This is a genomic window from Nitrosopumilus sp., assembly GCF_025699255.1.
Taxonomy (GTDB): Archaea; Thermoproteota; Nitrososphaeria; order Nitrososphaerales; family Nitrosopumilaceae; genus Nitrosopumilus.
On the sequence record NZ_JAILWA010000015.1, the window covers coordinates 1 to 24,414 of the forward strand.

Consider the following 24,414-nt stretch of genomic DNA (forward strand, 5'->3'; position numbering starts at 1 on the left):
AGGAAACCCCAGAAGAAACACCTGTAGAGGAAACCCCAGAAGAAACACCTGTAGATGACACTCCTAAAACACAATGTGGACCTGGAACAATTCTCAAAAACGGTGCATGTGTTTTAGATGAAAGATGTGGACCTGGAACTATTCTCAAGGATGGTGCATGTGTACTTGATTCAACTCCACAATCTCCAAGTGTTTCTGTGAAAGGAATGGGTAAAGAAATGGTGATGGGAATAATTATTGCATTTGTAGGTGCTGGAGTTGTAGGAATCATTTTGGGATTAATTTCCAAAGCTAGCAAAAGTAATTAATCACAAGACAAATCTTCCGCATTCATCATTTGATCAAAATCAAATCCTGAAATTTGTGTTGTAGTTGAATAAGGAATTATTCCTAAAATTGGCATATCTGCACGTACAATCACTATTAGCTTGTTAGGATCAAGTCTAATATCACCACCATCAAACTCAAAATCTAAAGTCATGAAAATATGTTGAGATGCCGATATTTCTTCAGATGAAAACACTCCTTTTTGTATGGTTGATGATAACGGATTTAGCGTTGTAGGATTTATTGAAAATATTCCCATTTCATTTGAATCATAAAATGTGATGACTTCTAATCTCTCAAAACTAATCCAAAATGGAACTGTGTTGCAAAGCTCAATATCTCCGTGATTAGACATCGTAAAAAAACTAAATCTGCCTGGGTTGTCCCACCTGTACTCCAATTGTTCCATTCCTATAATACTCAAACCTGAATGTGTAAATGGAATAATGATTACAATTATTGCAATTATTGTTATGATGGAATGTTTATTCATATTTCATTTTCCATTTTGATATCTAATCCAATAATGTCTCTTTCTAACAAATTATTCATAGCATTTGAAAATTCATTGTCTGAAATTGCATTCTCTAACCACCAATATCCAATATTTTTTACCCATTCTGGAATTTTTACATCATAAACATTTTCTTCATTAATTTCAAATGGTACGTTAATCAATTTAATATCTACATACTTTTGTATTGCATCTAAAAAAAATCCATCAGAAATATTTCCTGATAGCCAATTGGCCATTATTGGTTTAATTAATTCTGGAATGCATATTGAATCTGATTCTATTAATTCAAACTCTGCATTAGTGGATGCCCCTGAATATTGAACATCTATGAAATATTTTCCTATGGGGAAAATTTCTGCTTCAAATGGGATTAGTGATGGTATTGGATTTTCTAATTCTGTTATAGAAATTGGAATTGCACTACTTCCTTTCCCTGTTTCATCACTAATGTGAATAATTGCAGGTTCCCCAGTTACTTCTGAAACTGCAATTGTATAAAATAATTTTTCACAATATGTGTATGTGGTTTTCTCCATAATTATCGAAACCGTTGATTCTGCTTGCACTTGTGGTAAAATGCTTATTCCAATCACAAAAATTATTGATAATGCTAAGAAATTCATCTTTTTTTCAAACCATTGATGTTCAATAAAAATCTCAAAGCAATACTGAGGAATCCTTTTTAATAACTTGAACTTATTTTAATTATCGAGTTTTCTGCGGGAGCAAACTCTTTGGGTGCGTGGCTTGTGATCCCCACTCAAGGAAATTTTAACTGATTAGCGTTGCTTGCGTTCTTCAATGTGTTTTTTTGATGTGTTATTACTCGTTTTCTGGTTTTTTAATTTCTGTCAATAGATTCATGATGGCCTCGTCTGTGATTATTCCAATAACTTTGTTGTTAGTGTCAATAACAGGTATCATGTCAAATGGATGAGAGTTCATTTTTTGAATTACCGAAAATAAATAATCTTCAGGCAATGCTGTATGAATTTTTTTATACATGATATCTCCAATAGTGACAAGATCTCTGGTATTTTTATGAGATTTGTCAATTTCTCGTTTTGATACTAATCCTACAAGTCTTTCATTTTCAAAAACAAGAAATGGTTTTTTTGTTATTGTGTTATTCTTTTGAAATTCCTCAATTGTAATGTCTGGGGTTGTTTTGGAAAAAGCCGTATTGATTACTGCAATTGCCGGCGTATCTGATACTACTCTCCTGAAATAAAGTGGTACTAAGCCAAGTTCTGATGCTCCAATCTTGAATGGTGCAATTTTTTTTAATTTTCGTTGGAGTTCTACACTTGAAATTATCATGGTAATAAGAGTCCCAAGAACCAGAAGAGAAAATAATCTGTTATCCATCATTCCTGCTTGCAATAAAGACAACATCAAAGCTAAATCTACTGCTCCTTTTGACATTACTCCATATGCAACAGTTGTTGCAGGTCGCATTTTGGCAATTCTTACTGCTAGATATGAACTCAAAAATTTTACTCCTGTCATTATTAGAATGAATATTGCAATTATCCACCATTCTAATTCTAAAAATGCAATGCTAAAGTGTAGACCTATTCCTGCAAAAAATATTGGAATAAAAATTCCGTATCCTACAACACTGACGTTTTTTGAAATTTCATGATAATCCTCTCTGGTCATTCTAGATACTGCAATACCTAATAGGAGAGCTCCAATCGCACCATGTACTCCACTAACTTCAGCAAAGTATGCTACAAGAAGAATCATTCCTATCACGATAGCAAAATATGCTTCTTTAACACGAAGATGTTTTTTTATCAATTTAAAAAATTGAGGTAATCCAAATACTGAAAGAAGTGCAGCAATTGCAAAGAAAATTATCATTTTTGCAAACAACCATAGCATTTCAGAGATATCTAGAGATTCAGAACTTGTATCAATTTGAATAAATACACTGACAAATATGATTGCAATAAATTCTACAATTGCTGTTACAGTAAAAATTTCCAGACCTATAGTTGATTTCAATTTTCCAAGATCACTCAATACTTTGGCTGTGACTCCTAAGCTTGATGCTGCTATGACGCTGGCAATTGCAAATGATTGGATGAAATCCATATCTATTGTTAGTCCAAATAGTCCGGCAATCAAAAATGGTATCAAAAAGGCAATGGCAGAACCTGCAAAAATTCTACCTTTCATCACTTTGAATAATCCTGCAATGTCAATTTCCTCGAGACCAATTAAGAAAAATAAAAAGAACACTCCAATTGAAACAAATAATTCAATTGCTTCAATGGGCTGGACTATCGCTAAAAGTGCTGGTCCTACAATTATTCCTGCAATAACATTACCAAGAATTGTAGGTTGACCAATCCTGTGAAGTAATTCGCCTCCAAGTTTTGATGCAATAACTAATACTGCTATGAATATAATTGCTTCAAAAGACAAACTTACTCATCTATGATTTTCTATTAGATAAACGTAGTTTACTCTAAAATTATTCTTCTCTTATTTTGGATTTTTTTCATCTATTTCTGATTCTTGAGAAAACAATTTACGTAAAATCTTCTTTTTGACTTTCATCTAAACTACCACTATCTTTTTCATGTTTTCTAATGTCCATCTAACTAGATCTGTTTTTTTATGTGACCATCTATAATGTGATGATGCATGTTTTTTGTTAGCAAAAATTTCAGAGTATGCACAAAAAACACATGAAGAGGTATTATCTGTAAGATCTTTGATTATATTTTCTCTATGGCCATGTAAATGGATCATCCAATTAGTTCTAGTTGCAGCAATAGATTTTGGAATCTTACAATAAGGGCATGTAGATAAAATGTAACTCATTTTACAATCCCTTGTCTTATATTTTCCAAATCGTTCATGTTAGTTTTTATTAAATTAAGGATATAATCGAGATATTTTTTGTATTCATATTGTATCTAGAAGATTAGTTGACTTTGTTCAGGATAAAGGCAACTAGCTATTGGACTTCTGAATGCTCTCAAAATTATTACTTCTTAACAAGTAGTATTAATGAACAAAATTATGAGATGTCCAAATTGTGGAAATCAGGCCAGTTGGAGAGATCCAGACTGTAACAAATGTGATTACACACTACATCAAAAAAATTGCAAAGGTAAAGCTTCTGATTGCAAATGTCATGAAATCAATGAAAACGCATGGGTTCAGAAAAAATCATCCCAATCACAATGAAAGAGTATAAAACCATATTCGAACTAAGTGATAAAATATGAAAGTCTCTCTAATCTATAATGAGAAACAGATTGATCCTAATGATGTAATCAACGTCTTTGGTATGACTACCAAAGAGCATTACAGTACAAAGGCTGTTGAAAGAGTTGCTCGTTCTCTTGAGAAAGGTGGTCATTCTGTCAAGGTAATTGAGGGCGATATTCATCTTGCTGATGAATTACGTGAATTCATGCCAAAAGTAGTGTCGGGTGAAAAACCTGGAATGGTCTTTAACATGGCATATGGAATTCAAGGACAAAATAGGTATACACATGTACCTGCTATGATGGAAATGCTTGGCATTCCATACATTGGCTCTGGTCCTGCAGGCCATGCAATCGTACAAGACAAAGTAATGACAAAGATTGTTCTTCAAAAAAATAATATTGCAACTCCTGGTTTTTGGGTGTTCAAAACCCCTGATGATAATTTCGATGATTTGGCATTTCCGGTAATAGTAAAACCAAAACTTGAATCAACTTCTATGGGGATGGAAGTTGTAGATAACTGGGATGATTTACGAGCTGCAGTTAAAGTACAAATTGAAAAATTCCAACAAGATATTCTAGTTGAACAATTTATTTCTGGACGAGAGTTTGCAGTAGGGTTAATTGGAAACAGTCCAAACATTGAGGTTCTTCCAATTGTTGAAATTAATTTAGGTGATCCTGATCAAATCCAAACTATTTCTGATAAAAAACAATCAGGAGGTGTTGACAAAACATGTCCTGCAAAACTGACTAAAGAAAAAACAGAAGAAATGAAACAAATGTGCATTCAAGCATTTACTGCTTTGGGATTAAATGATTACAGTAGGGTTGATTTCAGAATGGATAAAGATGAAAATCTCTACATTCTTGAACTTAACTCTATGGCAAGTTTAGGTTTGGGAGGTTCGCTGTTTTATGCTGCAAAAACTGCAGGTTATACCTATGAATCATTAATCAACAAAATTTTGGATGTTGCTGTGATGAGATATTTTGGTTCTTCTCAACTAGTTGAATCTGAACCTGACCTTACTCAACCACTTCGTGTGGTAGCTCGCACTTATCTTAGGGGACATCTGCAAAGTCAAAAGGACACATTAAGAGATTTTGTTAATCTTAACACTCATGTTTACAATATTGATAATGTCAACAAACTAGGCTCAATGCTGTCTAGACGTATGAAACATTTAGGATTTGTCGAGCATTTACATAGGCAACATGAGATTGGTGATTTCCACTATTTCAAAAATCACAATGAAGAGAAAAATGATGTTTTGATCATATCTCATATTGATACTCACTATGGACCAAATGATCTTATCACCTATTTTGAGGATGATGATCGTATTTACGGTTCTGGTATAGCTGAAAGTAAAGGAGGATTGGTTGTAATGTTAGGTGCATTACATGCTTTGCGATATGCAAAACGATTAAAAAAAATCAAATGTGGAGTTCTATTTACTACTGATGACAGTTTAGGTGGGAGATTCAGTAAAAAACTTGTTCAACAATATTCTAGAAAATCCAAATATATCATTGGATTAAAATCTGCAAGTAAAGATGGTGGAATCATTACAACTTGTTATGGAAGAAATGATTATCAAATTAGATTTGCAACTCCAAATTCTACCTCTTCTGACATTCATGGTATAATCCCTGTACTTGGGAAAAAAATATCTTCTATTGAGAAACTTTCAAAAGATGAAAGAAATTATCGTCTCAGAACAACTTCTGTTGTTGCACAGGGAACTCATGGACATACGCCAAACTATGCAACACTATCTATTGTTTGTAGTTTCAAAACTTCTGCATTAGGAAAAACTATGGATTCAAAGATACGAACTATAATGCAAAAGAAAGAATCTGGTCAAAAGAATTTAGAAGTTGCAATAAACCAAATTCAAACTAGACCTCCAGTAATTGAAGAACCTTCAGATAAGAAATTTTATGAAATAGTAGAAGATCTAGCTAAGAAACATGAATTGAAAATAAAACGTCATGAGCAAATAATGTCTTCTGATATTAGTAATGTTCCATCTAAATTGCCTGCATTAGATGGGTTTGGGCCTGTTGGAAACAAATATCGTTCTACACGAGAATATATTATTCATGATTCTATTGCAGAACGTTCTGCACTATTAGCTTCTGTTTTGTATAGGTGTAGTCAATAAATGAGACTAAAATATCCACTAGCCTTAATTAGAATTCCTAGACATTTAGATAAGTGGAAGTGAATTGAAAGATCAAGTCGGAATAATCATCAATAGGCTCGTTTATGGTTTTGTTTTTGCTTTTTTGTATCAAATTGTAATTGGTATTGCTACTTCATTACTTTCAATTCCTTTAACTGGAAACATTCAAGATCTCATCTCTGGTGTGGAACAAATAGATTCTTCGTCGGGACCTTTACTAGTGTCTTGGTGGGTGATCTCTACTTTGATAATTACTACTATAGCTCTGCTAATCATACGATTCAAAAAATATTTGTCTCCATACAAAGGAGAGGCAAACATTGAGATTCCTCCTAAGATCACTGCAGTTACAGCAATAATCATAGGTGCGTCAATATCATTTCTATTTTTTATCTTAGATTTGATTATTGGTATGATGGTACAAACCGGTTCAAAAACTGATGTATCTGCAATATATCAAGCAGCATTGATTGGAGACTTTACTCCATTATATGTTAGCATTATTTTTTCAATAATTGCAGGATTCATTATTGTATGGGTGGCAAGTAAAACCTCCGCTGTAAAGGAAATCACTCGAGACTTTGGGTTACAAGACATAGCTGGTCTAAAACGAATAATCAATACAACTAAAACACAAAAAACCACTATCTCTGATACTATTGGAAAACGTCCTGGTGCTTTAATTCATGTTGGAGAGCAAAAGGTAGACAAAGTTACAGTAAATCTAATAGAATATGATAGTGAAAAAATTAACGAAATTAAAGATGCTACTTATGAAAACTGTCTTGAATCAAAAAATAAACCAAATGTCTCATGGGTTAATGTGATTGGTATTCATGATCCAGACATAATCAAAACTTTTGGTAACAATTTTGGCATTCACACACTTCATCAATCAAACATTATGAATACTGAATTACGACCTTCAGTAGAAATCTCTGATGACTATGTCATGTTGATGTTGAAAATGCCGCATTATGACGTTAAAACAGGAAAACTAGAACTAGAACAAGTAACAATAATTTTGGCTGAACATCACATTCTAACTTTTCAAGAGATCGAAGATGACTTTTTTGAGGAGATTAGAAAAAGATTACGTAATAATTCTGGTTCTATTCGTAAACTCAAAAGTGATTACTTGGCCTATTCTATAATTGATGCTATAATTGATAGCTATTTTTTGGTTCTAGAAAAGATTGGTGATATTACTGAAAATCTTGAAGAAGAATTAATGCAGAATCCTACCCCTGAAACTATGCAAACTATTCAAACTCTAAAACGTAGAATGATTGCACTAAGAAAAGCAATATGGCCTGGCAGAGAAATCATCAATTCTTTAGAACGTGATTCAACTGTTTTGATTTCAGATAATACGCGCCCCTATCTACGTGATGTTTATAATCATACAATTCAGGTAACTGATTCCATTGAAGGATTAAGAGATGTAATTGGAGGAATGCTTGACACCTATCTATCTAGTGTGAGTAATAGAATGAATGAAGTCATGAAGACATTAACTATAATTGCATCAATCTTCATTCCAATAACTTTCATAGCTGGTATCTATGGTACAAATTTTTCTTATGTTCCAGAATTACAATGGGAAGGCAGTTATTTTGTAATGCTTGGCGCAATGGGAATAATATCCCTTGGCATGATTGGTTACTTCAAAAAGAAAAAATGGTTATAGTAGATGAGATTTGACTAACATTTTACTTCAAAGAACATATGAAATTCTTGAAGGTACAACTGATGACAAGTTTACAAAAGGATTCCAAATTTTCATCATCTCTTTAATTGCAGTTAATGTGCTTGTAGTAATTATTGAGACTGAAGAATCTGTGTTAGATGAATATGGTTATTTGTTTACTCCTTTTGAAGTTTTTTCTGTATTGGTATTTACTGGAGAATATGCAGGACGATTAATTGTCTGTAAATTAAATCCAAAATATCAGAATAAAAAATATGCTTTGCTTAGATTTATCTTTACACCTATGATGTTAGTTGATTTAGCTGCAATACTTCCATTCTTCTTGCCTTTTGTGGTAGCTGATGTTAGATTCATTAGAATCATCAGATTGTTAAGATTGTTCAGACTATTCAAACTTGCAAGATATTCTGAACCTATGCAGACGCTAGGCGAAGTCTTCAAAGCAAAAGCCGGAGATTTAGCTGTTGCATTTTTTATTCTGTTTATTGTTCTAATCTTTGCTTCAAGCTTAATGTATCATGCAGAACATGAGGCTCAGCCTGAAGCATTTTCTAGTATCCCTACATCTATGTGGTGGGGAATTGTTACCCTTACCACAATAGGCTACGGTGATGTTTATCCAGTTACGATTGCAGGCAAATTCATTGCATCAGGTGTAGCTATTTTGGGTATTGCAGTATATGCAATTCCTACTGGAATTATGGCATCTGCATTTACTGAAGAATTACGAAAAAGAAAAGACTCAAAGAATGATACATGTCCTCATTGTGGAAAGGATATAACACAACATCCGGGAGAAGATTAGGAATTGAATATTGAAAAAATAGAAAGATCTTTCAAACCAACTAATGACAAAAAATGTTCTGTATCTAAACGAGGAATGGTTGCATCGGCATTTCCTGATGCGACAAAAGCAGGAGTTGAGGTTCTAAAAAAAGGAGGAAATGCAATTGATGCTGCATGTGCAACTGCTTTGGCTCTAGGTGTGTGTGAACCCCAAGCCTCCGGAATAGGTGGACAATCTATGGGAATAATCTATTTCAATGGGAAATCTATTGCAATTGATGGTTCAAGTCGTGCGCCTTCTTTAGCTCATTCTTCAATATATAAAAGAAAAAAACATCGTAGACTTGGCTATAAAGCAACAACAGTTCCAAGTACTTTGGCAACTATAGGGTTCTTACATGAAAGATATGGTCGACTCGAATGGCAGAAAATTGTTGCCCCTTCAATTCGTATTGCAAAAAGAGGATACCATATTACAAAATTACAACATGATCTACAAGTAAGAGAACTAGAAAATTTTCTTTCAATTAAATCAAAATCTGGTGCAAAATATTTCCTAAAAGACGGTTTAGTTCCATATGATATAGGTGACCTTTTTGTTCAAAATGATTTGGCTGAAACTCTAAAAATTATTTCAGATTATGGTTACACTGTTTTTTATCATGGCTCTATTGCCAAAACTATTTCTGAAGATATGAAGAAAAATGGAGGATTGATTAGAGATGAAGATCTAGCATATATGCCAGAACCTCTTATTCGAAAACCTCTTAGTAGAAAATATCGTCATTTTAGAGTATCTACATTACCTCCTCCTGCTGCCGGGAGAACATTGCTTCTGACATTAATGATGTTAAATCATTTACCCTCAAAATTTCTGAGAAGCTCAAAACCTAGTTCGTATCACTTTGTAGCTGAGACATTTAGAAAAGCATTTTTGCATAGACTACAACGTCCATTTAATAGACATACTTATGATCAGGCCAAAGATAAATTACATCTACAAAGATCATTTGCAAAACAAATGGCAGATTCCATTCACAATTCAATGGATGCAACCTTGCCTATGATTGATCCTGAATTTGGAGGAGAAGACACAACCCATCTTTCAACTATGGATGCAGAAGGAAATGCAGTTGGAATCACACAATCTGTTGAGCTTGCGTATGGTTCAAAAGCTGCTGCTGATGGTTTAGGGTTTCTTTACAATAATTACATGTCTGCGTTTGAATTCTCAAACCCTAATCATCCCTTTTACATTCGTCCTAATGCTATTCCTTGGACTTCAGTTTCACCTGCACTTGTTTTTAATGGTTCAAAATTATGGATGGTAGTTGGAAGTCCTGGTAGTCAACGAATTTTTTCTACTGTCACCCAATTTCTTTCAAGAATAATTGATGGGGAATTGCCTATGAGTGATGCAATTGAACGCCCTAGATTCCATTGTTCAATTGGAGGAGTTGTTAGTATAGAAGACGGTGGATTTAGAGATGAAATTGTTAACTATCTAAAAGATATGGGTTATGAAATATCTGTAAAAGAAAGATACTCCTTTTATCATGGAGCAATTCATGCAACTATGAAGCTTCAGTCTCAAGAGGGATTTCATGGAGTTGCAGAAGTTCGCCGTGATGGAACTGCTGAAGGATTGAATTGATTATGTTGCCCGTGTTATTATCAATACCTCATGGCGGTACAAAAAAACCTCCAGAGCTTGAAGGACATTTGTCTATTACAAACAGGGACTTGTTTGATGATTCGGATCCTTTTGTGATAGAACTCTATGATTTGGGAGATAAAGTTCAACGTGTGATAAAAACAGACATTGCAAGAGCATTTGTTGATCTTAATCGTTCATTAGAAGACATGCCTCCTGACAATCCTGATGGATTGATTAAAAGCAAAACTTGTTATGATAAACCAATCTATACCAATGGAAAAGAACCAGATGATTCACTAAAAACTATGCTTGTTGAATTATACTATAATCCATACCATAAAACAATCCAAAAAAACATTACTGAATCTGGTTTAAAATTATGTCTTGATTGTCATTCCATGGCAGCAGTTGCACCTTTTTACTCTCCAGACAAAAATAGTTCCAAAAGACCAACGTTTTGCATTTCCAACAATGATGGAAAAACATCTTCTCAAGAGATGATGGAACAATTAGCTGACTCTCTTTCAAAATCTTATTTTATTGATAGGGAAGAAATTTTTCTTAATGATCCATTTCATGGAGGATATATTACTAGAACCTATGGCAACAATCCACTTCCTTGGATTCAAGTTGAAATGAATAGAGATCTATATCTGAAATCACCTTGGTTTAATGAGGATACTTTGACTGTAGATCCTAATCATTTGAAAAAATTAAACAAACAATTTGAAAATTCACTTGAACTTTTCTTTTCAAAATTATAGTAAAATTATTTGAGTTTCACTATAATTTTCCTGATAATTGTATTATTTACTTCTCTAAATTCCACAAAAAATCATGGCAACAAAAAAACGCGCTGCCAAAAGAAGCGCATCTAGAAAAACTGGTGCAAAAGCCAAGAAAACTGTAAAAAGATCAAAACCAGCTAGTAAGGCAAAACGTAAAGCAACTCTTGTAGCAAACAAACGAAAAAGAGAACTTGCAAAAGCAAACACTAAGATCAAGAGTTTGAAAAAAGCACTAAGAACTGCAGAAAAATCTGCTAGAAAAAAGAAAACAACTTATCAACAAGCCCTAAAAAGAGCATCTCAGACTCAATAGGGATTCATTCTTTTTTTCTATTTTTTTAATAACTTTACAAATGATCTTTGGGTTTTGATTTAGCCATATTTTTCATCATTTTATCTACCAAATCCTCAATCTGTTCATTAGATATGGCTAATTTTGATTTTAAATCTGCATTTTCTCTAATTTTGAACAAAACCACAAAAAATGAAATTACTGAGGTTATACTTCCAATAATGGTGACTAAAAGAATAAGATCAAGGGAATTGTTCACCCTGTCCTCCATAATCATGTCTTTTCCATTTATTGCATCTATGTTGTAGGGATCCACTTCTAAAGCTTCATCAAAATATTCTAGAGCCTCATCATATCTTCCTAATTCTACCAGAACTGATGCTTCTCCAATTAATGCCTGTGTATTATCAGGATCAATTGAAAGAATTTTTTCATAAATTTTTTGAGATTTGATATTTTTTTCTTCCAAGAAATTTAATTCTGCTATTCCGAGTAATGTAGTAATATTTTCAGGTTCTACTTCTTGTGCTGCCAAAAAAGCAATTCTTGATTGTTCATATTGATTTAATTCTAGATATACTTGACCTTTCCCGTTTAGAGCCTCTATGTTGTCTAAATCTATTCCAAGAACCATGTCGTACAAATTTAATGATAATTTGTATTGATTAATTGACAGCAGAGCATTTGCATTTCCTAAAAGAGCTGATAGATTGTTTGGATCTATTTTTAAAACAATGTTGAAGAATAAGATGGCATCATCGTATTGTTCTACTTTTAATAACACATTTCCACTTCCTAGCAAAGCATCAATGTTTCTACGATCTTTCTTTAATACATGCTCAAATTGTTTAATGGCATCATCATATCTGTCTAAATTATAATATGCATTTCCAATTCCATTTATGGAATCAAAATTCATTGGTTCTATGGTATACGCTCTTTCAAAATTTTGTAAAGCATTGACATACTTTCCTTGTAATAGTAGAACATTTCCTTTTTTATTTAGTGCATTAACGTTATCTGGTTCAACTTCTAGTATTTTCTCTAACTCAATTATGGCATCGTCAAATTTCTTTTCTTGATTAAGACGAGTGAAATTATCTAAATACTTACTTTCTTCCAAGTTTGTTAACGCTAATGCCGTAGGAATAGCTGAAATTACGCCTAAAATTGTTAAAATTAACAATAATTTCATTTTAGATCTCACTCAAACAACGCACACTCTTAGTACATTGTTTTCATTCTTTTTCTTTTTCTCAAATCTTTTTCATGATATGAAGATTCTAATGAATAATCATATTGAGGATACAATTTTTCAAATTGTTTTTCAACATTACTCTCATAATCCTGTTTTGAATCTGTCATGGTGTTTATTCCTCATCTTCTCTGCTGTGCCAAACTGAATCTTTTTGTTTGCATGTTTCGGAGCAATATTCTTCTTGACTCTTTAATCCACATCCACAATAATCACAATGCATAGATTTGTCATAAGATTTGTTTGTTGTAGTTAATTCTTTGTATTCTATCAATGACACCATTTGAGAATAATTATTTAAAATCTCTTCAATAGTTGATTTCATTCAGAATCAAATCAACCAATAAATTGTTTATAGATTTGTTCTTGAAAATTTAAACTTAAGAGAGTAACAGACGCCATGTGTAGCTGTCTTGATTTGACAGTGTCTGTATTCTCTTTAAAAATTTATTTTTATAATTTATAAAATATATTTTCTAAATACAAAATTTGCAGGGACTAAACTTGCTCTTTGTAGCTGTTTCAAGCAAGTCTGGCGTAAAATACACTCGTTTATTTTTTTTAGTGTTGTAGATTTTACATTCTTGTTGTAAATTACCTAAGTGATGTACTATACATGTGTCAAGATCCCCCATATATCCTGCCATTCTATTCCTCTAAAATTTTATGACATAAAACACATTCTCTTTTGTTATCCAAAGTTGATATTTCTATGGATGGAAAATGATTGCATTTTTCTTGATTTATTCTTATTTGGAACATGTTTCTTCATCGATATTTGATTTTTTCACTTTACCAATTATCCTCTGGATGTTGAGAACTTGATTGATATTTGATGTGTCTGTGAGTTATGTTGAATCATCATGAAGTCAACTAGTTTACTTTATAATGAATCAAGTCAAGAAGATTATTTTTTAAATTCTCATTAAGAAATTTTTTGATGTTTATGAAGAAATCTCACAAACCCTTATTTCCTCCAATTGAGGCTGTACAAAAAATATGTTCTATATGTAATAAACAATTTCAAAATCGGGCTAGTGAATATTGCTCTTCAGAATGTGCCCTATTGGAACAAGATAGATTAAAGGAGAATATCTGATGATTTTTCATACTTGCTTTTGCTGTGGTAGAAAATTTAGTACTGAATCAGGATTCTACTGTTCTTATCAATGTGAATTTATTGCGTCAGTCACAAAAAAGCGCTTTTACAACAAAAAACAATTAGTTTAAACTTGTTTTTAATCTTTATAAAACCTGCATTTCAAAATAGAATTTTATTATTTGCAAATAATTTTTAGATGAAGGTTTTTCTTTCCGTATGGATATTGACCAACTAGGTTTTGCCTACAAACCTTGTAACGGCAAATTCACATTTTAGATCATGGATTTAAACCTGACGAATAATTTGTTTCAAATTTAATAAGAATTGATTTCGTTCAGAATTAAATCAACTCAAAAATATCTTAAATAACAAAAATTAATTGCTACTTTATGAAATGTCAATGTAACAAAGGACAACTTTGCATGTTTCACTATATTTTAAAAAATCCTCTATCCATGAAGCCCTATTTTGGAATAACTGTCTTTGATGAATTTAGAGAGATGAAAGATTGAAAGTCGAAATAATACAATCAAATGACAAATCCGAACTTGATAATCTCATTAACGCCTGCATACAAGATCGTGATGTTGAAGACATTAAGTTAACTTCTGTAGTATTATCAGATAACATTGTTCAATATACTGCAATGATTATGTTTAGACCATAAATGACTCACAAATTCGTGTGTGTTATGATGGTAGATTAGATCATGTTATCAACTATTTCTCTGAAAAATCTTTTAACAAATATGTTGTAATTTTGATATTAGTTTTACAAATGTTCAATACTCAAATAATTGCCTTTATCTAACACGAATGAGAATTAAAGTATGCAAGCCTACATTCTAATTAATTGCGTTACTGGTAGTGAATCTCGAATAATTTCTGAATTAAAAGAATTACTTGAAATTATTGAAATTAATGGTATTTGGGGCAAATATGATATTTTTGTTAAAGTTAAAACATCTGATCTTAATGGAGTAGAACAAATCATCAAAAGACTAAGAAATCATCCTGACATTACTGACACATTTACTATGCATGTATTGTATGGTCAGGGTGGAAGTATAGATGAAGACGAATAAGTCTAAATTTATGAATCTAATAATTGTTAGAATTGATTGGGTATGGATAGAAATCTTCTTTTGGTGATTTTGGGTTCAATTGGAGCATTGTCTTTAGAAATTTTTCTTCTAGTATTGTGTTGCATTTAGAATACAGTCGTATGTTATATTTTTGCAAAATGTGCCTTAATTGACGCAGAATCCTACTTTTACAGTTAGTAAGCGATTAATTTTGACCTGTTTTTAAAACCAATACTCGTTTTAATGGATATTGGTCTGTGAACCAATAATTTTACCCAAAAAAGGTTCAAGCCTCTAAGGATTCTAACTTGAATCTAATTTACTCTCATTATCGGTTCAAGCCTTTTTGGGTTCTTCATCATTGTGATTCAGCTAACTTTAATTTCTCTTCTGCAAGTAATTTTTCTACTTCAATCTTGTGAGGCTTACAATACAATCCGTTTTCTACACAATCAGGACATCTTAGGTATTTGTAATAATCAATCATAATATCCTTCGTCTCTCATTTGTTATAATGCATCCCACCTGATTCCCACCATACAATAGGTGAATCCACGTGGGACATTTTTGTATCCAATAAGTGCAAAACGCAGCTTCAAAACACTGTTGCAAAAATGAAAAATATTCTAACAAAAATCGCTAATTCTGATTAGATTTATTTTTTTTAAATTCTTGACGTCTTTTCTGTCTATTGCCGCCACCAATGTTATGTCCATTGGGTAATTTTTTAGTCATACCAATTATTTCCCTATCACCCATGTATACCTTTGTAGTTTCAATTCTTTTTTTCTAAATGTTCTTTTTCATGTTCACGAACTTTGTCAAAAGTGTATGATGTTCCTTCCCATTGAAAGTCACATTCTTTACAACTGTATTTCATTTTGATTTTTCTTCAGATTTCTTTTCAGATTCTTTGAATGCATTTACGTCATCGGTGGTTTTAGTTTTACAAGAACCAAATCTTAGTTTTTCAATTATTTTTTTAAACATACTTTCTATAGTTTGTCTCTGATATATACCGGCGTAATTTTTTGATTTTTTAGATTGACATTTACTCTTATTTTCAACATCCAAAGCAAACCAGTTTATAGTTAAGATGACGTCATAAAATAGAATGATTTTTTGGAATCCTGTTCAATTTAGAATCCTCCCGATTCAAGTCCCTCTAGGCTCAATTAATGAATAGATTCTCAGGTCTTAGTTATTTTGAAACAAAGACTCTGTCTGATGGAGTATATCTTCAAGATGTAGTAAATGAATTTTTATCTAAAAAAGGTGAAAACATAATTGCTGTAATGCCAGTTATGGATGACTCTCTTTTGGTTCATTATAAAGAGTAATTCAACTACATATCATCAAATTTTTTTAATCTGCGAAATTGAATCTAAAAATCTGACAAAATGTGATTATTTTGTTTTAATAATTCAGCTTAAGGTTCTACAGGAATTTGTATGAATGGAGTTCCGCCTTCTCCTACCACCAGGGGTAATTTACCATCCCATGCTTGTGTTTTTAGCCATTCCAAGTAGTTTGGATTTTCTGATAAAGCCTTGTTGATAATAGCAATTGCCTCTGCTTCACCTTTGGCCTCTGCAATGTTTGCATTTGCAAGACCTATGGCATTAGCCTCTCGTTGTCTTGCTTCAACCTCGATCCTTCTCAAATCATTTTCTGCCTTTAGTGCTTTTTGTTCTGCTTCAACTTTGGATTCTATCGCTCGTGAGAATAAGGGTGAAAATTCAAAATCTGTAATTGATATTACTTCTGTTACAATATTAAATTGATTCAATCTCTCTCTAATTGATGATTCAATGTCTTGTTTTACAAGTGGTCTTTTAGTGATTAATTCTTCAGCGTTATAATTTGCTGTAACTTGTTTTACAGTCTCTTCTATAGCCGGTTGAATTACTCTATTTTCATAATCAAGACCCAAATTTTTGTATAATCTGTGAATTTGTTCTTTATCTGGATGATAGTTTACAGTCACTGTTGTTTCTACCGTTTGCAAGTCTTTTGATGCACTTCTAGCGTCATTTGCATATTTCAAAGTACGAACTTCGATATTTACTACTTCATCTTGGAAAGGAACTACAAAATGTAACCCTTCGTCAAGTGGAGGTTGTGTCAGGTCAACAGCATTCCAATGTAGTAAGACTCCTCTATTTCCTGAATCTACTATTTTTACTGAAGCTGTAGATATTACACCAACAATGATTAGAATAACAATTGTAATTACTACTCCTTTTGCTGCACCATTGCTCACGCTAACTTTAGGTGATTGATACTTTGACAAGGATAACTGGTGTTTGTTCACTCTATTATACCCACACATCAACCGCTAGTTTATAGGGATGAACAGAGTTTACATTGCGGAATGATTTTTTGTAATTTAGTTCAATTCAGAACAAAACATTATCTGTCTGGGTTAATTGAATGAATTATTTTTGTATGATCCTTACATATCATTTTTCCAAATTGGAGAATGTCTGAATATTCTATGAATGATTCTGGAATTAACATAATTGAGATACCTATTACTGTCAGAGTTATTGGAAATCCAACTCCTGTAGTTTACAAAATATTTGATATTGAAGAAAATTCAAAAGAAGCAAAATTTACAATTTCAAGATCCATACTCATTGGAGAGGAAATTGTGTGTAGGCTCAAAGAATATGTCTATAGGAATGGAGACGATGCCCCAAATGATCTTGTGCTAGTTTTCGGAGTCTCAAATGCAAAGTCTAAATCATCAGAAATATCTCAATTTCTACATGAAAAATTACATAATTTTACCAAGACTACTGTGATTATTAGAAGAAAAGAAGTAAGCATAGAACGAGATCTGATGAACAAGGAACTGGAGAAGAATCAATCTTGAATCTTCAATGCAAAAACTGTGGGAAGGAATTTGAACTGTTTAACAGTGAATTTTGTAAGATAGAGTGCCTAAATGATTATTATCTAAAAAAATATGTCAGGTAGATACATCCTCATCAGTAATACTGAATGATATTTTCTAGTATTGTAAGACCCATTTTGGTTTTAAAAAATAAAAATTCAATGTACAATTCAAATTCATTTTAAATTAAAGAGGGATATACTAGTCAAGACTTAGAGAATTATGTCAAATCAGATTTATTGTGAAATATGTAATAAACTAAAGTTTCCTAGATTCCCTAACCAAACTAAATGTGAATGCAAAAGCAAATAGTATCATGGCAGGATATCTTGGGGATAAAAAAACAATGATTGTTCATCATCTGGGTAATATGCAAAAGAAATGTGATATCTATCATGTAGAAAAATTACAAAAACAGTATTTTACTCCTGATTTACTGAAAACTGCAATTGATTTTGGATTTAGTCCGTGCACTTGGTGTAATTAAAAAATAAAATTACCTTTTTTCTATAAAAAAATCAGATTAATGTTGTTTTCAACAAAATCAATTTTTGCAATTCTTCTAATTTGTCTCCTTTTCTCAGATCTGTGACTAGCTAATGCATCTCTTGTTTAAATGAGGCATTAATCCTTGCTTTGTATGTTTGATAACCAACATGATACAATTTTTATCGGCAAAAAACCGTTAATGTCATACGTTACTTCTGCAATAATTCAATTGTCTTCGCTAAGCTCGATAACAATTAAAGCTAGAGGAATGAGCATTGGACTTGCAGTAGACGTCACTCAAGTTCTCTTAAAGAAAACAGATGCATTTGAAGTTGGATGTGTGAAAATCAATTCGGAGTCACTAGAATCTCAGGATGGAAGACAAAGAGATGTTTCTACCATTGAAATCCCAATCTCAAAGAGGAGAAAATAGATGAAATACAACTGTAGATATTGCAAATTCACCTGGAGTGGATTTCCTGATTCATTTGACAAAGTATTATCGCATGAAAAAACTCACAACAAAGGTGAAACAAATGATAATCTGTAACAAATGCTATAACAAACACCATGATCAATGTATGGGAAAAGCTGGAATGTTTTCTTGTGGTTGTGATTGTTTAAAGAAATGACTTACAACACTTGTGAGTCTTTTCTGCAAAATGGAATAATGTCTAAAAAATATCATCCCTTAAGTGTAATGAACTAGGAAGATAATCATGACAAAAAGAATAGAAGAAGAATTAGCAGAGATGAATCGATTAAAGAGATTAGAATTAGAATTTCTGTTTTTCAAAACTAAAATGGATACGATCATGTATAAGAAATTCCGTGATGCGTTACCCTTGATGGTACTGAGTCTGAAGATACTGTGCTAGGAGATATTGAAATTGATTCAGACTATCAAAATTCTGATGAAGATGTTTCTCCTAAAATTCCAATAAACAAGATGGAGACATAAAGCAACATTCATGATAACTTTAGCAAAAGATTCTAACTGTCTGCGTCCAAATTTAACCCCAAAATGGTAGGTGAATCCACGTGAGCCAATACTCGGTAAACAGTATTTGGCGTGCAAACCAAGTTACTATGTTAACCAAGTTAACCCCGTTAATTTTCGTTAACCAAGTAAACCAAGTTGTTTTAATGCTGTTTTACGTGGTTACCTCATGAAAGTAGTTGGAACAAAGCTCGATGATTCTGATTTTGAGAAATTCCAGAAATTCTGTAATGATGAAGGTCTATCAAAGAGTGAAATTATGCGTGGATTGATCAGGCAATATTGTGATGCTTGTGAGGATGAAATACAAACTTCTGAAATTAAAAATCCCACTGTTATAATAAGTGACGACTGACTATTTTGGCTCTAATCTAAAAAATCAGTTAGTTTTTTGAGTGTAGGATCGTCTTTTAACACTTCATCAAACAATCCTTCTCCATACAACCAAGCAAACATATCAAATGCTTTTTTTGGAGACTGATGACAAAAAGTTTCAATTTGATGACATTGTTTACATAGTAATACATATTTCTTTTTTAGTTCGTTGATTTTCTTGGTTTTAATCATTCTTAATGACTCATATTTCTGTTGACCAATACCATGTTTTTTAAAATATTTTTTATCTTCCTCTGAATATTCTCTATGATGAATATCTAAATTTGATTTTTTTAATTCTGGATTATATTTTTCACCACACGAATCACATTTTTTTCCCAACGCATTTACAATTATAGTAAAATTTCTTTTCTCATACCCTCTTCTCATTTCTCTTAATTTTGGAGTAGCATTGTATTCTCGTACACATGAGTTACATCGTGAGTTCACTCCTGATTTGGAATACTTGTATTTGGGAAACTCAGTCAAGTTTTTAGAAATTTTACATTTTGAACAAATTTTCATTCCATTTTTAACCATAAATTTTTCTAAAAATTTTTGCACTTAAGCATATTGTTGATTTAAAAGAAATTGTTATGACTTTAAAAATGAGTATTTTTAAAATTCATCTAACATTTTCTCTAATTGTTGAATATTTCCTGATGTGTCGCCTCGTCTTTTTAGTATCTTTATGATGTCTTTGATTTCTCTTTTCTCTTTGGAATCCCTTAACAATACTTCTGATTTTGTACCTAGTGGAATAGTCCAGTTTTTTTCTCCTTGAACTATTGGAATTATCCTGTTCCAGTCTTCAATCTCTTCATTGGACATTACCTTGGCTAATTTCTTGAAGTCTGGATTTTTGCCACCAAAGCATTCTGCATATCTTGTTTCATATGCAAAATATTTGGCAGAAGCCAGCTCTAACATCATTCTCTGCATCAGTTCGTCTTGTTGTTCTAACTTTTCCTTTAATGCCCCATCATATTCCTCTTTGATTGTTCTGATTTCTTTTTCCTTTTCAGCCTCTATTTTTTCTGATTTGTCCAATGTTAAGGATGGTATTGCTCTCTTGAACTGAGTATAGAGTTGCTCGTCTGAAACTCCATTAAAGTATGCTTTTGAATTTCCTGAAAAGTGTCCTTGCATATAATCAATAAATCTCTGCTGTAAATCACATGATGCCAAAGTTATTTCAAAACGTTTTCTAAATGCGTGATTTTGTGATTTACCTTTTCTTGATTTTCTGCCATTGTCAATTGAAAGTTTTGCTTGTCTTCTTACGTTTCTTACAATGTCCTGAGCTGATGTTGATGTTAATGGCGTAAGATTGTTTTTTCTTGTAAATAATACAGAATCAGGTTCTCTTTCAATTCTTTGTTCAAGATATTTTTTCAGACAAGTATATGCTTCAGGTGTTAAACATGTTCTGTATTCTTCAGTTGTGTCTCGATATATTGTCACAACCGCACCTTCTTCAATCTCTTTTACATCTTCAATTCTGATGTCCGGTGTTGCACCTACTCTTACTCCTGTTGAAGCTAGAAAATGAATGAATGCCTTGTTTCTTAGACTTGTAGTTGCACCTAATAGATCTCTAATATCATCATCTGTGTATGGTAATTGATTTGCTGTAGGGATTTTTGGTGGGTATAAACTCTTGATAGTTTTCCAGCTAAATTCAATCTCATTCATCTCTAAAAATGACTGAATAGGCGTCATCATGGCATTGTAAGAATTCGGACTTGGTATTCCTGTTTTCCGTGTCAAGTCTTTTTTGTGAATCACATACTCTTTGATTATTTCTTTGATCTTTTTTGATTCTAGTTTTATGATACTGTCGTAATCCTCATGGGCATATTCAAAGAACTTCTCTAATCCGATTTTGTATGCCTTTTTTGTGGCTTCAGTCTTTAATGACTCGTAGAATATCTGGGCTGGCGTTACCATTTGGTATGTTATTCGTGCCGTATCTATTAAGAGGAGTAGGATCCCACTTTTACAGTTATTAAAGGGGATTTTTTTATTCTCGATATGCCTAGCTACCAAGACCAGACATGGATCAGACTATGGAAAGAAAATTCTCCTGATATCCGTGAACGTGTAGTTGGATGGCGTAAACAAAATGCAGTGACTCGTATTGATAAGCCTAGTAGACTACAAAGGGCAAGAAGATTAGGATACAAGGCAAAACAGGGGATTATTGTTGTTCGTATGCGAGTTGGTACTGGTGGTATGAGAAAACAAAGACCTACTGGTGGTAGAAGACCAAAACATCTAGGTGTTACCAGAATCAAGGCTGATGATGATATGAAGACTGTTGCAGATAGAAGAGTTCTTCAAAGATACCCAAACATGAAACTTTTAGGTTCTTATTTTGTCTATAAAGATGGAAAACACTATTGGTTTGAAGTTATTTTAGCAGATCCTGATCATCCTCGAGTTGCACAGGATAAAGAATTGACAAAGAGAATTCCTAGAACTGCATAAATTGAAAAAAATATTTCTAGTTGTTACATTATTTTTTGTAATTACTCCTGCATATGGTCAAGCATTATCTGATGCAACTGGATTAGTTAATAGATTGGATGTCCAAACTGGAGGACATTCATTTGAAATACAAGTTGTTTCCAATTTTGATATATCTGATTTTGAATTTGATAAAGGTGACAAAAAATTAACTCTATACATTACTAGTGGCTTGGAAAATAACTTAGGTGAAGTATTAATCCCAAAAAATCTTTTGAGTGGCAACTTTACATTCTATCTAAATGATCAAGAATATGTGCCAGAAATCAAATCAAATCAAAAAGTTTTTTTCATTACATTGAATTTTACTGGTTCTGGAGAAAATGAATTAGAAATCCTTGGAACCACTTATCTTTCTGGTCTGTCTGAAAAGCCTCAACCTGCTATAACTTCTCCTGATCTGGAACCTGTAGTTGAATATGATTATGAACTAATTTACGCTACCGTTGTAATTCTTTTCATAATTGGTGGAATAATAGGTGTAATTGCTTTTGCAATTAAAAGAAGAAAATAATAGATGTATTTTTTTCTAAATTATTGATATTATGGATAATGCAAAAATTGCCCTTGTTAGTGGATTTGTAATATCTGTTGTTTTATCTATTGTCTTGGTTCTGATTAGGTGAATTAATCTTCATTGAGTAATTTCTGAATCATTCCATCAATATGATTTGCTTGTCCAAATGAAACATCTCTGAGAATGCCTTTTCTATCTACAAGAATCATTGAAGGTGTGCCTTGTAAGGCAAATTTTTCAAATGTTTCAGCCGAATATTCCTTTGATTTCATGTAACTTTTTACTCTTTCAATGATTTGATTTTTGTATTCTTCTGGCTGCGAATCAAAATCAGGAATCTGCGGATAAATAAACTCCATGATCTTTTCTTGACTGATTTCACCTGTAGTCTTTGTAAGATTGTCCATTGCTAATGGAAATGGAATTTTATAAGATAATTTGTTGCCTTCTTGTAGTTGCCCATATGTTGAAAGTGCTTCTTTGGTTTCACCAATTACTTCGCCTGTTTCAGCAAGCATTTTCAAATTTTCTAATGTGTTTTTATCAAAATCCTCAAAAGCAGTTGCTAAACCTAAAACTCGAACTCCTTCATCTTTGTATTTGTTATAGATGTTGATTGCTTCAGGAATTGCATGCATAAAACATCCTGGACAGTTTACTTGAAATACTTCTAATAATACAATGTGATCTTTTTCTTGATCAAAATTTGTTGGAGCACCTTGAACCCATTCTGATACTCCAAAATTTGGTGCTTTCTCACCTATTTTTACGCCCATGATGCATTATCTGATTTTTTCCATTAAATACATTCTCATCTGTTTTTGAATTTTTTCTCAAGTAACCTAATATAGGACGCAGAAAATTCCAAAACAAAATGCAGGTTATTACTGAAGATAGAATGGCACTTTTTGCTGAGATGGAATCAAAATATGAGCAAAAAGATACAGATTATTTTGTTTCTCTTTTAGATCATCCTGATTATGTAGTACGAACAAGAGTTGCATGTATTTTGGTTGATTTTGGAGGAGAAGATAAAGTTGCACATATTGCTAAAGTATTAAAAAATGATGAAAATGAATTAGTACGTCATGAAGCAGCTTTTGCATTAGGACAAATGTCTTACTCTAGTGCAATTCCTCCTTTAACTGATGCAACTCTTCATGATCCTAGCATGTTTGTACGTCATGAAGCTGCAATTGCTTTGGGTGTTGTTGGTTCTAAAGAAGCCAAAGAATCTCTTCAAAAAGCATTAGAAGATCCTGAGCAACCTGTAGTTGAATCTGCAATAGTTGCACTTTCTAATATTGAATTTATGGAAAAGTTAAGTAAGAATGAAAAGTTTGCAAAGTTAACAGGTGGATGAGATGAACTTTTCTTATGGAATTATAGCTGTTGTAGGACTTCTTGCATCTATTTCTATTGGTTTCATATCTATGGAACCTAATGAAATCCTTGAACCAAGAATGTTGAACATAGAAGAAAAACCTGTTGCATGTACATTGCAATGGGATCCAATGTGTGGTGTAGATGGTGAAACTTATGGAAACATGTGTATGCTTGACACAGCTAATGTAGATTTAGATTATCAAGGTGAATGTGTTGTTGCTGAACCAGAACCAACACCAGAACCAACACCAGAACCAACACCAGAACCAACACCAGAA

Annotated in this window: 30 protein-coding genes and 1 pseudogene; 19 read left to right on the forward strand and 12 right to left on the reverse strand. The window is 32.5% G+C overall.

Annotated features, from left to right (window positions below; all coding sequences use genetic code 11):
• A pseudogene (locus K5781_RS09665) lies at positions 1-308 on the forward strand (hypothetical protein); the annotation flags it as partial.
• Here the strand turns inward: K5781_RS09665 and K5781_RS09670 are convergent.
• The 4 genes from K5781_RS09670 to K5781_RS09685 form a co-directional block, all read right to left on the reverse strand.
• Positions 305-820 carry a thr operon leader peptide gene (locus K5781_RS09670; protein WP_297443523.1) on the reverse strand — a complete coding sequence of 172 codons (516 nt, stop codon included), beginning with the start codon at positions 818-820 and terminating at the stop codon, positions 305-307. The pseudogene K5781_RS09665 and the gene K5781_RS09670 sit on opposite strands and share 4 nt — an antisense overlap.
• Positions 817-1,467: a hypothetical protein gene (locus K5781_RS09675; RefSeq protein ID WP_297443526.1), complete on the reverse strand. Its 651-nt coding sequence runs from the start codon at positions 1,465-1,467 to the stop codon at positions 817-819. The genes K5781_RS09670 and K5781_RS09675 overlap by 4 nt, the downstream gene beginning before the upstream one ends.
• Positions 1,468-1,666: 199 nt before the next feature.
• Positions 1,667-3,277 carry a cation:proton antiporter gene (locus K5781_RS09680; RefSeq protein ID WP_297443529.1) on the reverse strand — a complete coding sequence of 537 codons (1,611 nt, stop codon included), beginning with the start codon at positions 3,275-3,277 and terminating at the stop codon, positions 1,667-1,669.
• Between the two features lie 135 nt (positions 3,278-3,412).
• Positions 3,413-3,679 (reverse strand): hypothetical protein, encoded by a 267-nt coding sequence (locus K5781_RS09685; RefSeq protein ID WP_297443532.1) that lies wholly within the window; start codon positions 3,677-3,679, stop codon positions 3,413-3,415.
• Positions 3,680-4,085: 406 nt separating this feature from the next.
• Here K5781_RS09685 and K5781_RS09690 point away from each other — a divergent pair, with 406 nt between their 5' ends.
• The 6 genes from K5781_RS09690 (at position 4,086) to K5781_RS09715 (ending at position 11,521) form a co-directional block, all read left to right on the forward strand.
• The gene (locus tag K5781_RS09690) at positions 4,086-6,245 is read left to right on the forward strand and encodes a M20/M25/M40 family metallo-hydrolase (RefSeq protein ID WP_297443534.1); all 2,160 of its coding nucleotides are present in this window, start codon (positions 4,086-4,088) and stop codon (positions 6,243-6,245) included.
• Between the two features lie 64 nt (positions 6,246-6,309).
• Complete coding sequence (gene corA / locus K5781_RS09695; RefSeq protein WP_297443537.1) at positions 6,310-7,956, forward strand: magnesium/cobalt transporter CorA; 1,647 nt, start codon at positions 6,310-6,312, stop codon at positions 7,954-7,956.
• Positions 7,957-7,966: 10 nt separating this feature from the next.
• On the forward strand, positions 7,967-8,782 hold the full coding sequence (locus tag K5781_RS09700) for an ion transporter (RefSeq protein WP_297443540.1): 816 nt from the start codon (positions 7,967-7,969) through the stop codon (positions 8,780-8,782).
• A 3-nt stretch (positions 8,783-8,785) separates the two neighbouring features.
• Positions 8,786-10,417 (forward strand): gamma-glutamyltransferase, encoded by a 1,632-nt coding sequence (ggt, locus tag K5781_RS09705; RefSeq protein WP_297443543.1) that lies wholly within the window; start codon positions 8,786-8,788, stop codon positions 10,415-10,417.
• A gap of 2 nt (positions 10,418-10,419) precedes the next feature.
• Positions 10,420-11,184 (forward strand): N-formylglutamate amidohydrolase, encoded by a 765-nt coding sequence (locus K5781_RS09710; protein ID WP_297443547.1) that lies wholly within the window; start codon positions 10,420-10,422, stop codon positions 11,182-11,184.
• Between the two features lie 73 nt (positions 11,185-11,257).
• Positions 11,258-11,521, forward strand: a complete 264-nt coding sequence (locus K5781_RS09715) for a hypothetical protein (RefSeq protein WP_297443549.1) — start codon at positions 11,258-11,260, stop codon at positions 11,519-11,521.
• A 34-nt stretch (positions 11,522-11,555) separates the two neighbouring features.
• On the opposite strand, the gene K5781_RS09720 is transcribed toward K5781_RS09715, so the two are convergent.
• The 3 genes from K5781_RS09720 to K5781_RS09730 are packed head-to-tail and all read right to left on the reverse strand — an operon-like array spanning position 11,556 to position 13,080.
• Positions 11,556-12,695 carry a tetratricopeptide repeat protein gene (locus K5781_RS09720; protein ID WP_297443552.1) on the reverse strand — a complete coding sequence of 380 codons (1,140 nt, stop codon included), beginning with the start codon at positions 12,693-12,695 and terminating at the stop codon, positions 11,556-11,558.
• Between the two features lie 29 nt (positions 12,696-12,724).
• The gene (locus K5781_RS09725; protein WP_297443555.1) at positions 12,725-12,865 is read right to left on the reverse strand and encodes a hypothetical protein; all 141 of its coding nucleotides are present in this window, start codon (positions 12,863-12,865) and stop codon (positions 12,725-12,727) included.
• A 5-nt stretch (positions 12,866-12,870) separates the two neighbouring features.
• Positions 12,871-13,080 (reverse strand): hypothetical protein, encoded by a 210-nt coding sequence (locus K5781_RS09730; protein ID WP_297443559.1) that lies wholly within the window; start codon positions 13,078-13,080, stop codon positions 12,871-12,873.
• Positions 13,081-14,365: 1,285 nt separating this feature from the next.
• On the opposite strand from K5781_RS09730, the gene K5781_RS09735 reads away from it, so the two are divergent.
• Positions 14,366-14,524, forward strand: a complete 159-nt coding sequence (locus tag K5781_RS09735; RefSeq protein WP_297443562.1) for a hypothetical protein — start codon at positions 14,366-14,368, stop codon at positions 14,522-14,524.
• 162 nt (positions 14,525-14,686) lie between these two features.
• Entirely contained in the window at positions 14,687-14,941 is a 255-nt protein-coding gene (locus tag K5781_RS09740) for an Lrp/AsnC ligand binding domain-containing protein (RefSeq protein ID WP_297443565.1), read from the forward strand.
• Positions 14,942-15,299: 358 nt separating this feature from the next.
• Here K5781_RS09740 and K5781_RS09745 read toward each other — a convergent pair whose 3' ends face one another.
• Entirely contained in the window at positions 15,300-15,428 is a 129-nt protein-coding gene (locus K5781_RS09745; protein ID WP_297443568.1) for a hypothetical protein, read from the reverse strand.
• Positions 15,429-16,119: 691 nt separating this feature from the next.
• Here K5781_RS09745 and K5781_RS09750 point away from each other — a divergent pair.
• The gene (locus K5781_RS09750; RefSeq protein ID WP_297443571.1) at positions 16,120-16,281 is read left to right on the forward strand and encodes a hypothetical protein; all 162 of its coding nucleotides are present in this window, start codon (positions 16,120-16,122) and stop codon (positions 16,279-16,281) included.
• A gap of 89 nt (positions 16,282-16,370) precedes the next feature.
• On the opposite strand, the gene K5781_RS09755 is transcribed toward K5781_RS09750, so the two are convergent.
• Positions 16,371-17,234: a prohibitin family protein gene (locus tag K5781_RS09755; protein ID WP_366848267.1), complete on the reverse strand. Its 864-nt coding sequence runs from the start codon at positions 17,232-17,234 to the stop codon at positions 16,371-16,373.
• 189 nt (positions 17,235-17,423) lie between these two features.
• Between K5781_RS09755 and K5781_RS09760 the strand changes: the two genes are divergently transcribed.
• The 5 genes from K5781_RS09760 to K5781_RS09780 all read left to right on the forward strand — a co-directional run bounded on the left by K5781_RS09760 (position 17,424) and on the right by K5781_RS09780 (position 19,684).
• Positions 17,424-17,819 carry a hypothetical protein gene (locus K5781_RS09760; protein WP_297443577.1) on the forward strand — a complete coding sequence of 132 codons (396 nt, stop codon included), beginning with the start codon at positions 17,424-17,426 and terminating at the stop codon, positions 17,817-17,819.
• A gap of 313 nt (positions 17,820-18,132) precedes the next feature.
• Complete coding sequence (locus K5781_RS09765; protein WP_297443580.1) at positions 18,133-18,327, forward strand: hypothetical protein; 195 nt, start codon at positions 18,133-18,135, stop codon at positions 18,325-18,327.
• A gap of 153 nt (positions 18,328-18,480) precedes the next feature.
• Positions 18,481-18,762: a DNA-binding protein gene (locus K5781_RS09770; protein WP_297443582.1), complete on the forward strand. Its 282-nt coding sequence runs from the start codon at positions 18,481-18,483 to the stop codon at positions 18,760-18,762.
• A gap of 286 nt (positions 18,763-19,048) precedes the next feature.
• Positions 19,049-19,207: a hypothetical protein gene (locus tag K5781_RS09775; RefSeq protein ID WP_297443585.1), complete on the forward strand. Its 159-nt coding sequence runs from the start codon at positions 19,049-19,051 to the stop codon at positions 19,205-19,207.
• Between the two features lie 291 nt (positions 19,208-19,498).
• Entirely contained in the window at positions 19,499-19,684 is a 186-nt protein-coding gene (locus K5781_RS09780; RefSeq protein WP_297443588.1) for a ribbon-helix-helix domain-containing protein, read from the forward strand.
• Positions 19,685-19,695: 11 nt separating this feature from the next.
• Here K5781_RS09780 and K5781_RS09785 read toward each other — a convergent pair whose 3' ends face one another.
• The gene (locus tag K5781_RS09785) at positions 19,696-20,244 is read right to left on the reverse strand and encodes a hypothetical protein (protein ID WP_297443591.1); all 549 of its coding nucleotides are present in this window, start codon (positions 20,242-20,244) and stop codon (positions 19,696-19,698) included.
• 78 nt (positions 20,245-20,322) lie between these two features.
• Positions 20,323-21,654 (reverse strand): site-specific integrase, encoded by a 1,332-nt coding sequence (locus K5781_RS09790; RefSeq protein WP_297443594.1) that lies wholly within the window; start codon positions 21,652-21,654, stop codon positions 20,323-20,325.
• An 84-nt stretch (positions 21,655-21,738) separates the two neighbouring features.
• On the opposite strand from K5781_RS09790, the gene K5781_RS09795 reads away from it, so the two are divergent.
• Both K5781_RS09795 and K5781_RS09800 read left to right on the forward strand, forming a co-directional pair.
• Positions 21,739-22,194, forward strand: coding sequence for a 50S ribosomal protein L15e (locus K5781_RS09795; RefSeq protein WP_297443597.1), 456 nt, complete (start codon positions 21,739-21,741; stop codon positions 22,192-22,194).
• Position 22,195: 1 nt separating this feature from the next.
• Complete coding sequence (locus K5781_RS09800) at positions 22,196-22,747, forward strand: hypothetical protein (protein WP_297443600.1); 552 nt, start codon at positions 22,196-22,198, stop codon at positions 22,745-22,747.
• A 113-nt stretch (positions 22,748-22,860) separates the two neighbouring features.
• On the opposite strand, the gene K5781_RS09805 is transcribed toward K5781_RS09800, so the two are convergent.
• Complete coding sequence (locus K5781_RS09805; protein WP_297443602.1) at positions 22,861-23,526, reverse strand: peroxiredoxin; 666 nt, start codon at positions 23,524-23,526, stop codon at positions 22,861-22,863.
• 98 nt (positions 23,527-23,624) lie between these two features.
• Here K5781_RS09805 and K5781_RS09810 point away from each other — a divergent pair, with 98 nt between their 5' ends.
• Positions 23,625-24,113, forward strand: a complete 489-nt coding sequence (locus K5781_RS09810; RefSeq protein WP_297443605.1) for a HEAT repeat domain-containing protein — start codon at positions 23,625-23,627, stop codon at positions 24,111-24,113.
• Position 24,114: 1 nt separating this feature from the next.
• Positions 24,115-24,414 (forward strand): Kazal-type serine protease inhibitor family protein (locus tag K5781_RS09815; RefSeq protein ID WP_297443608.1); only part of this gene is annotated, 300 nt, incomplete at its 3' end.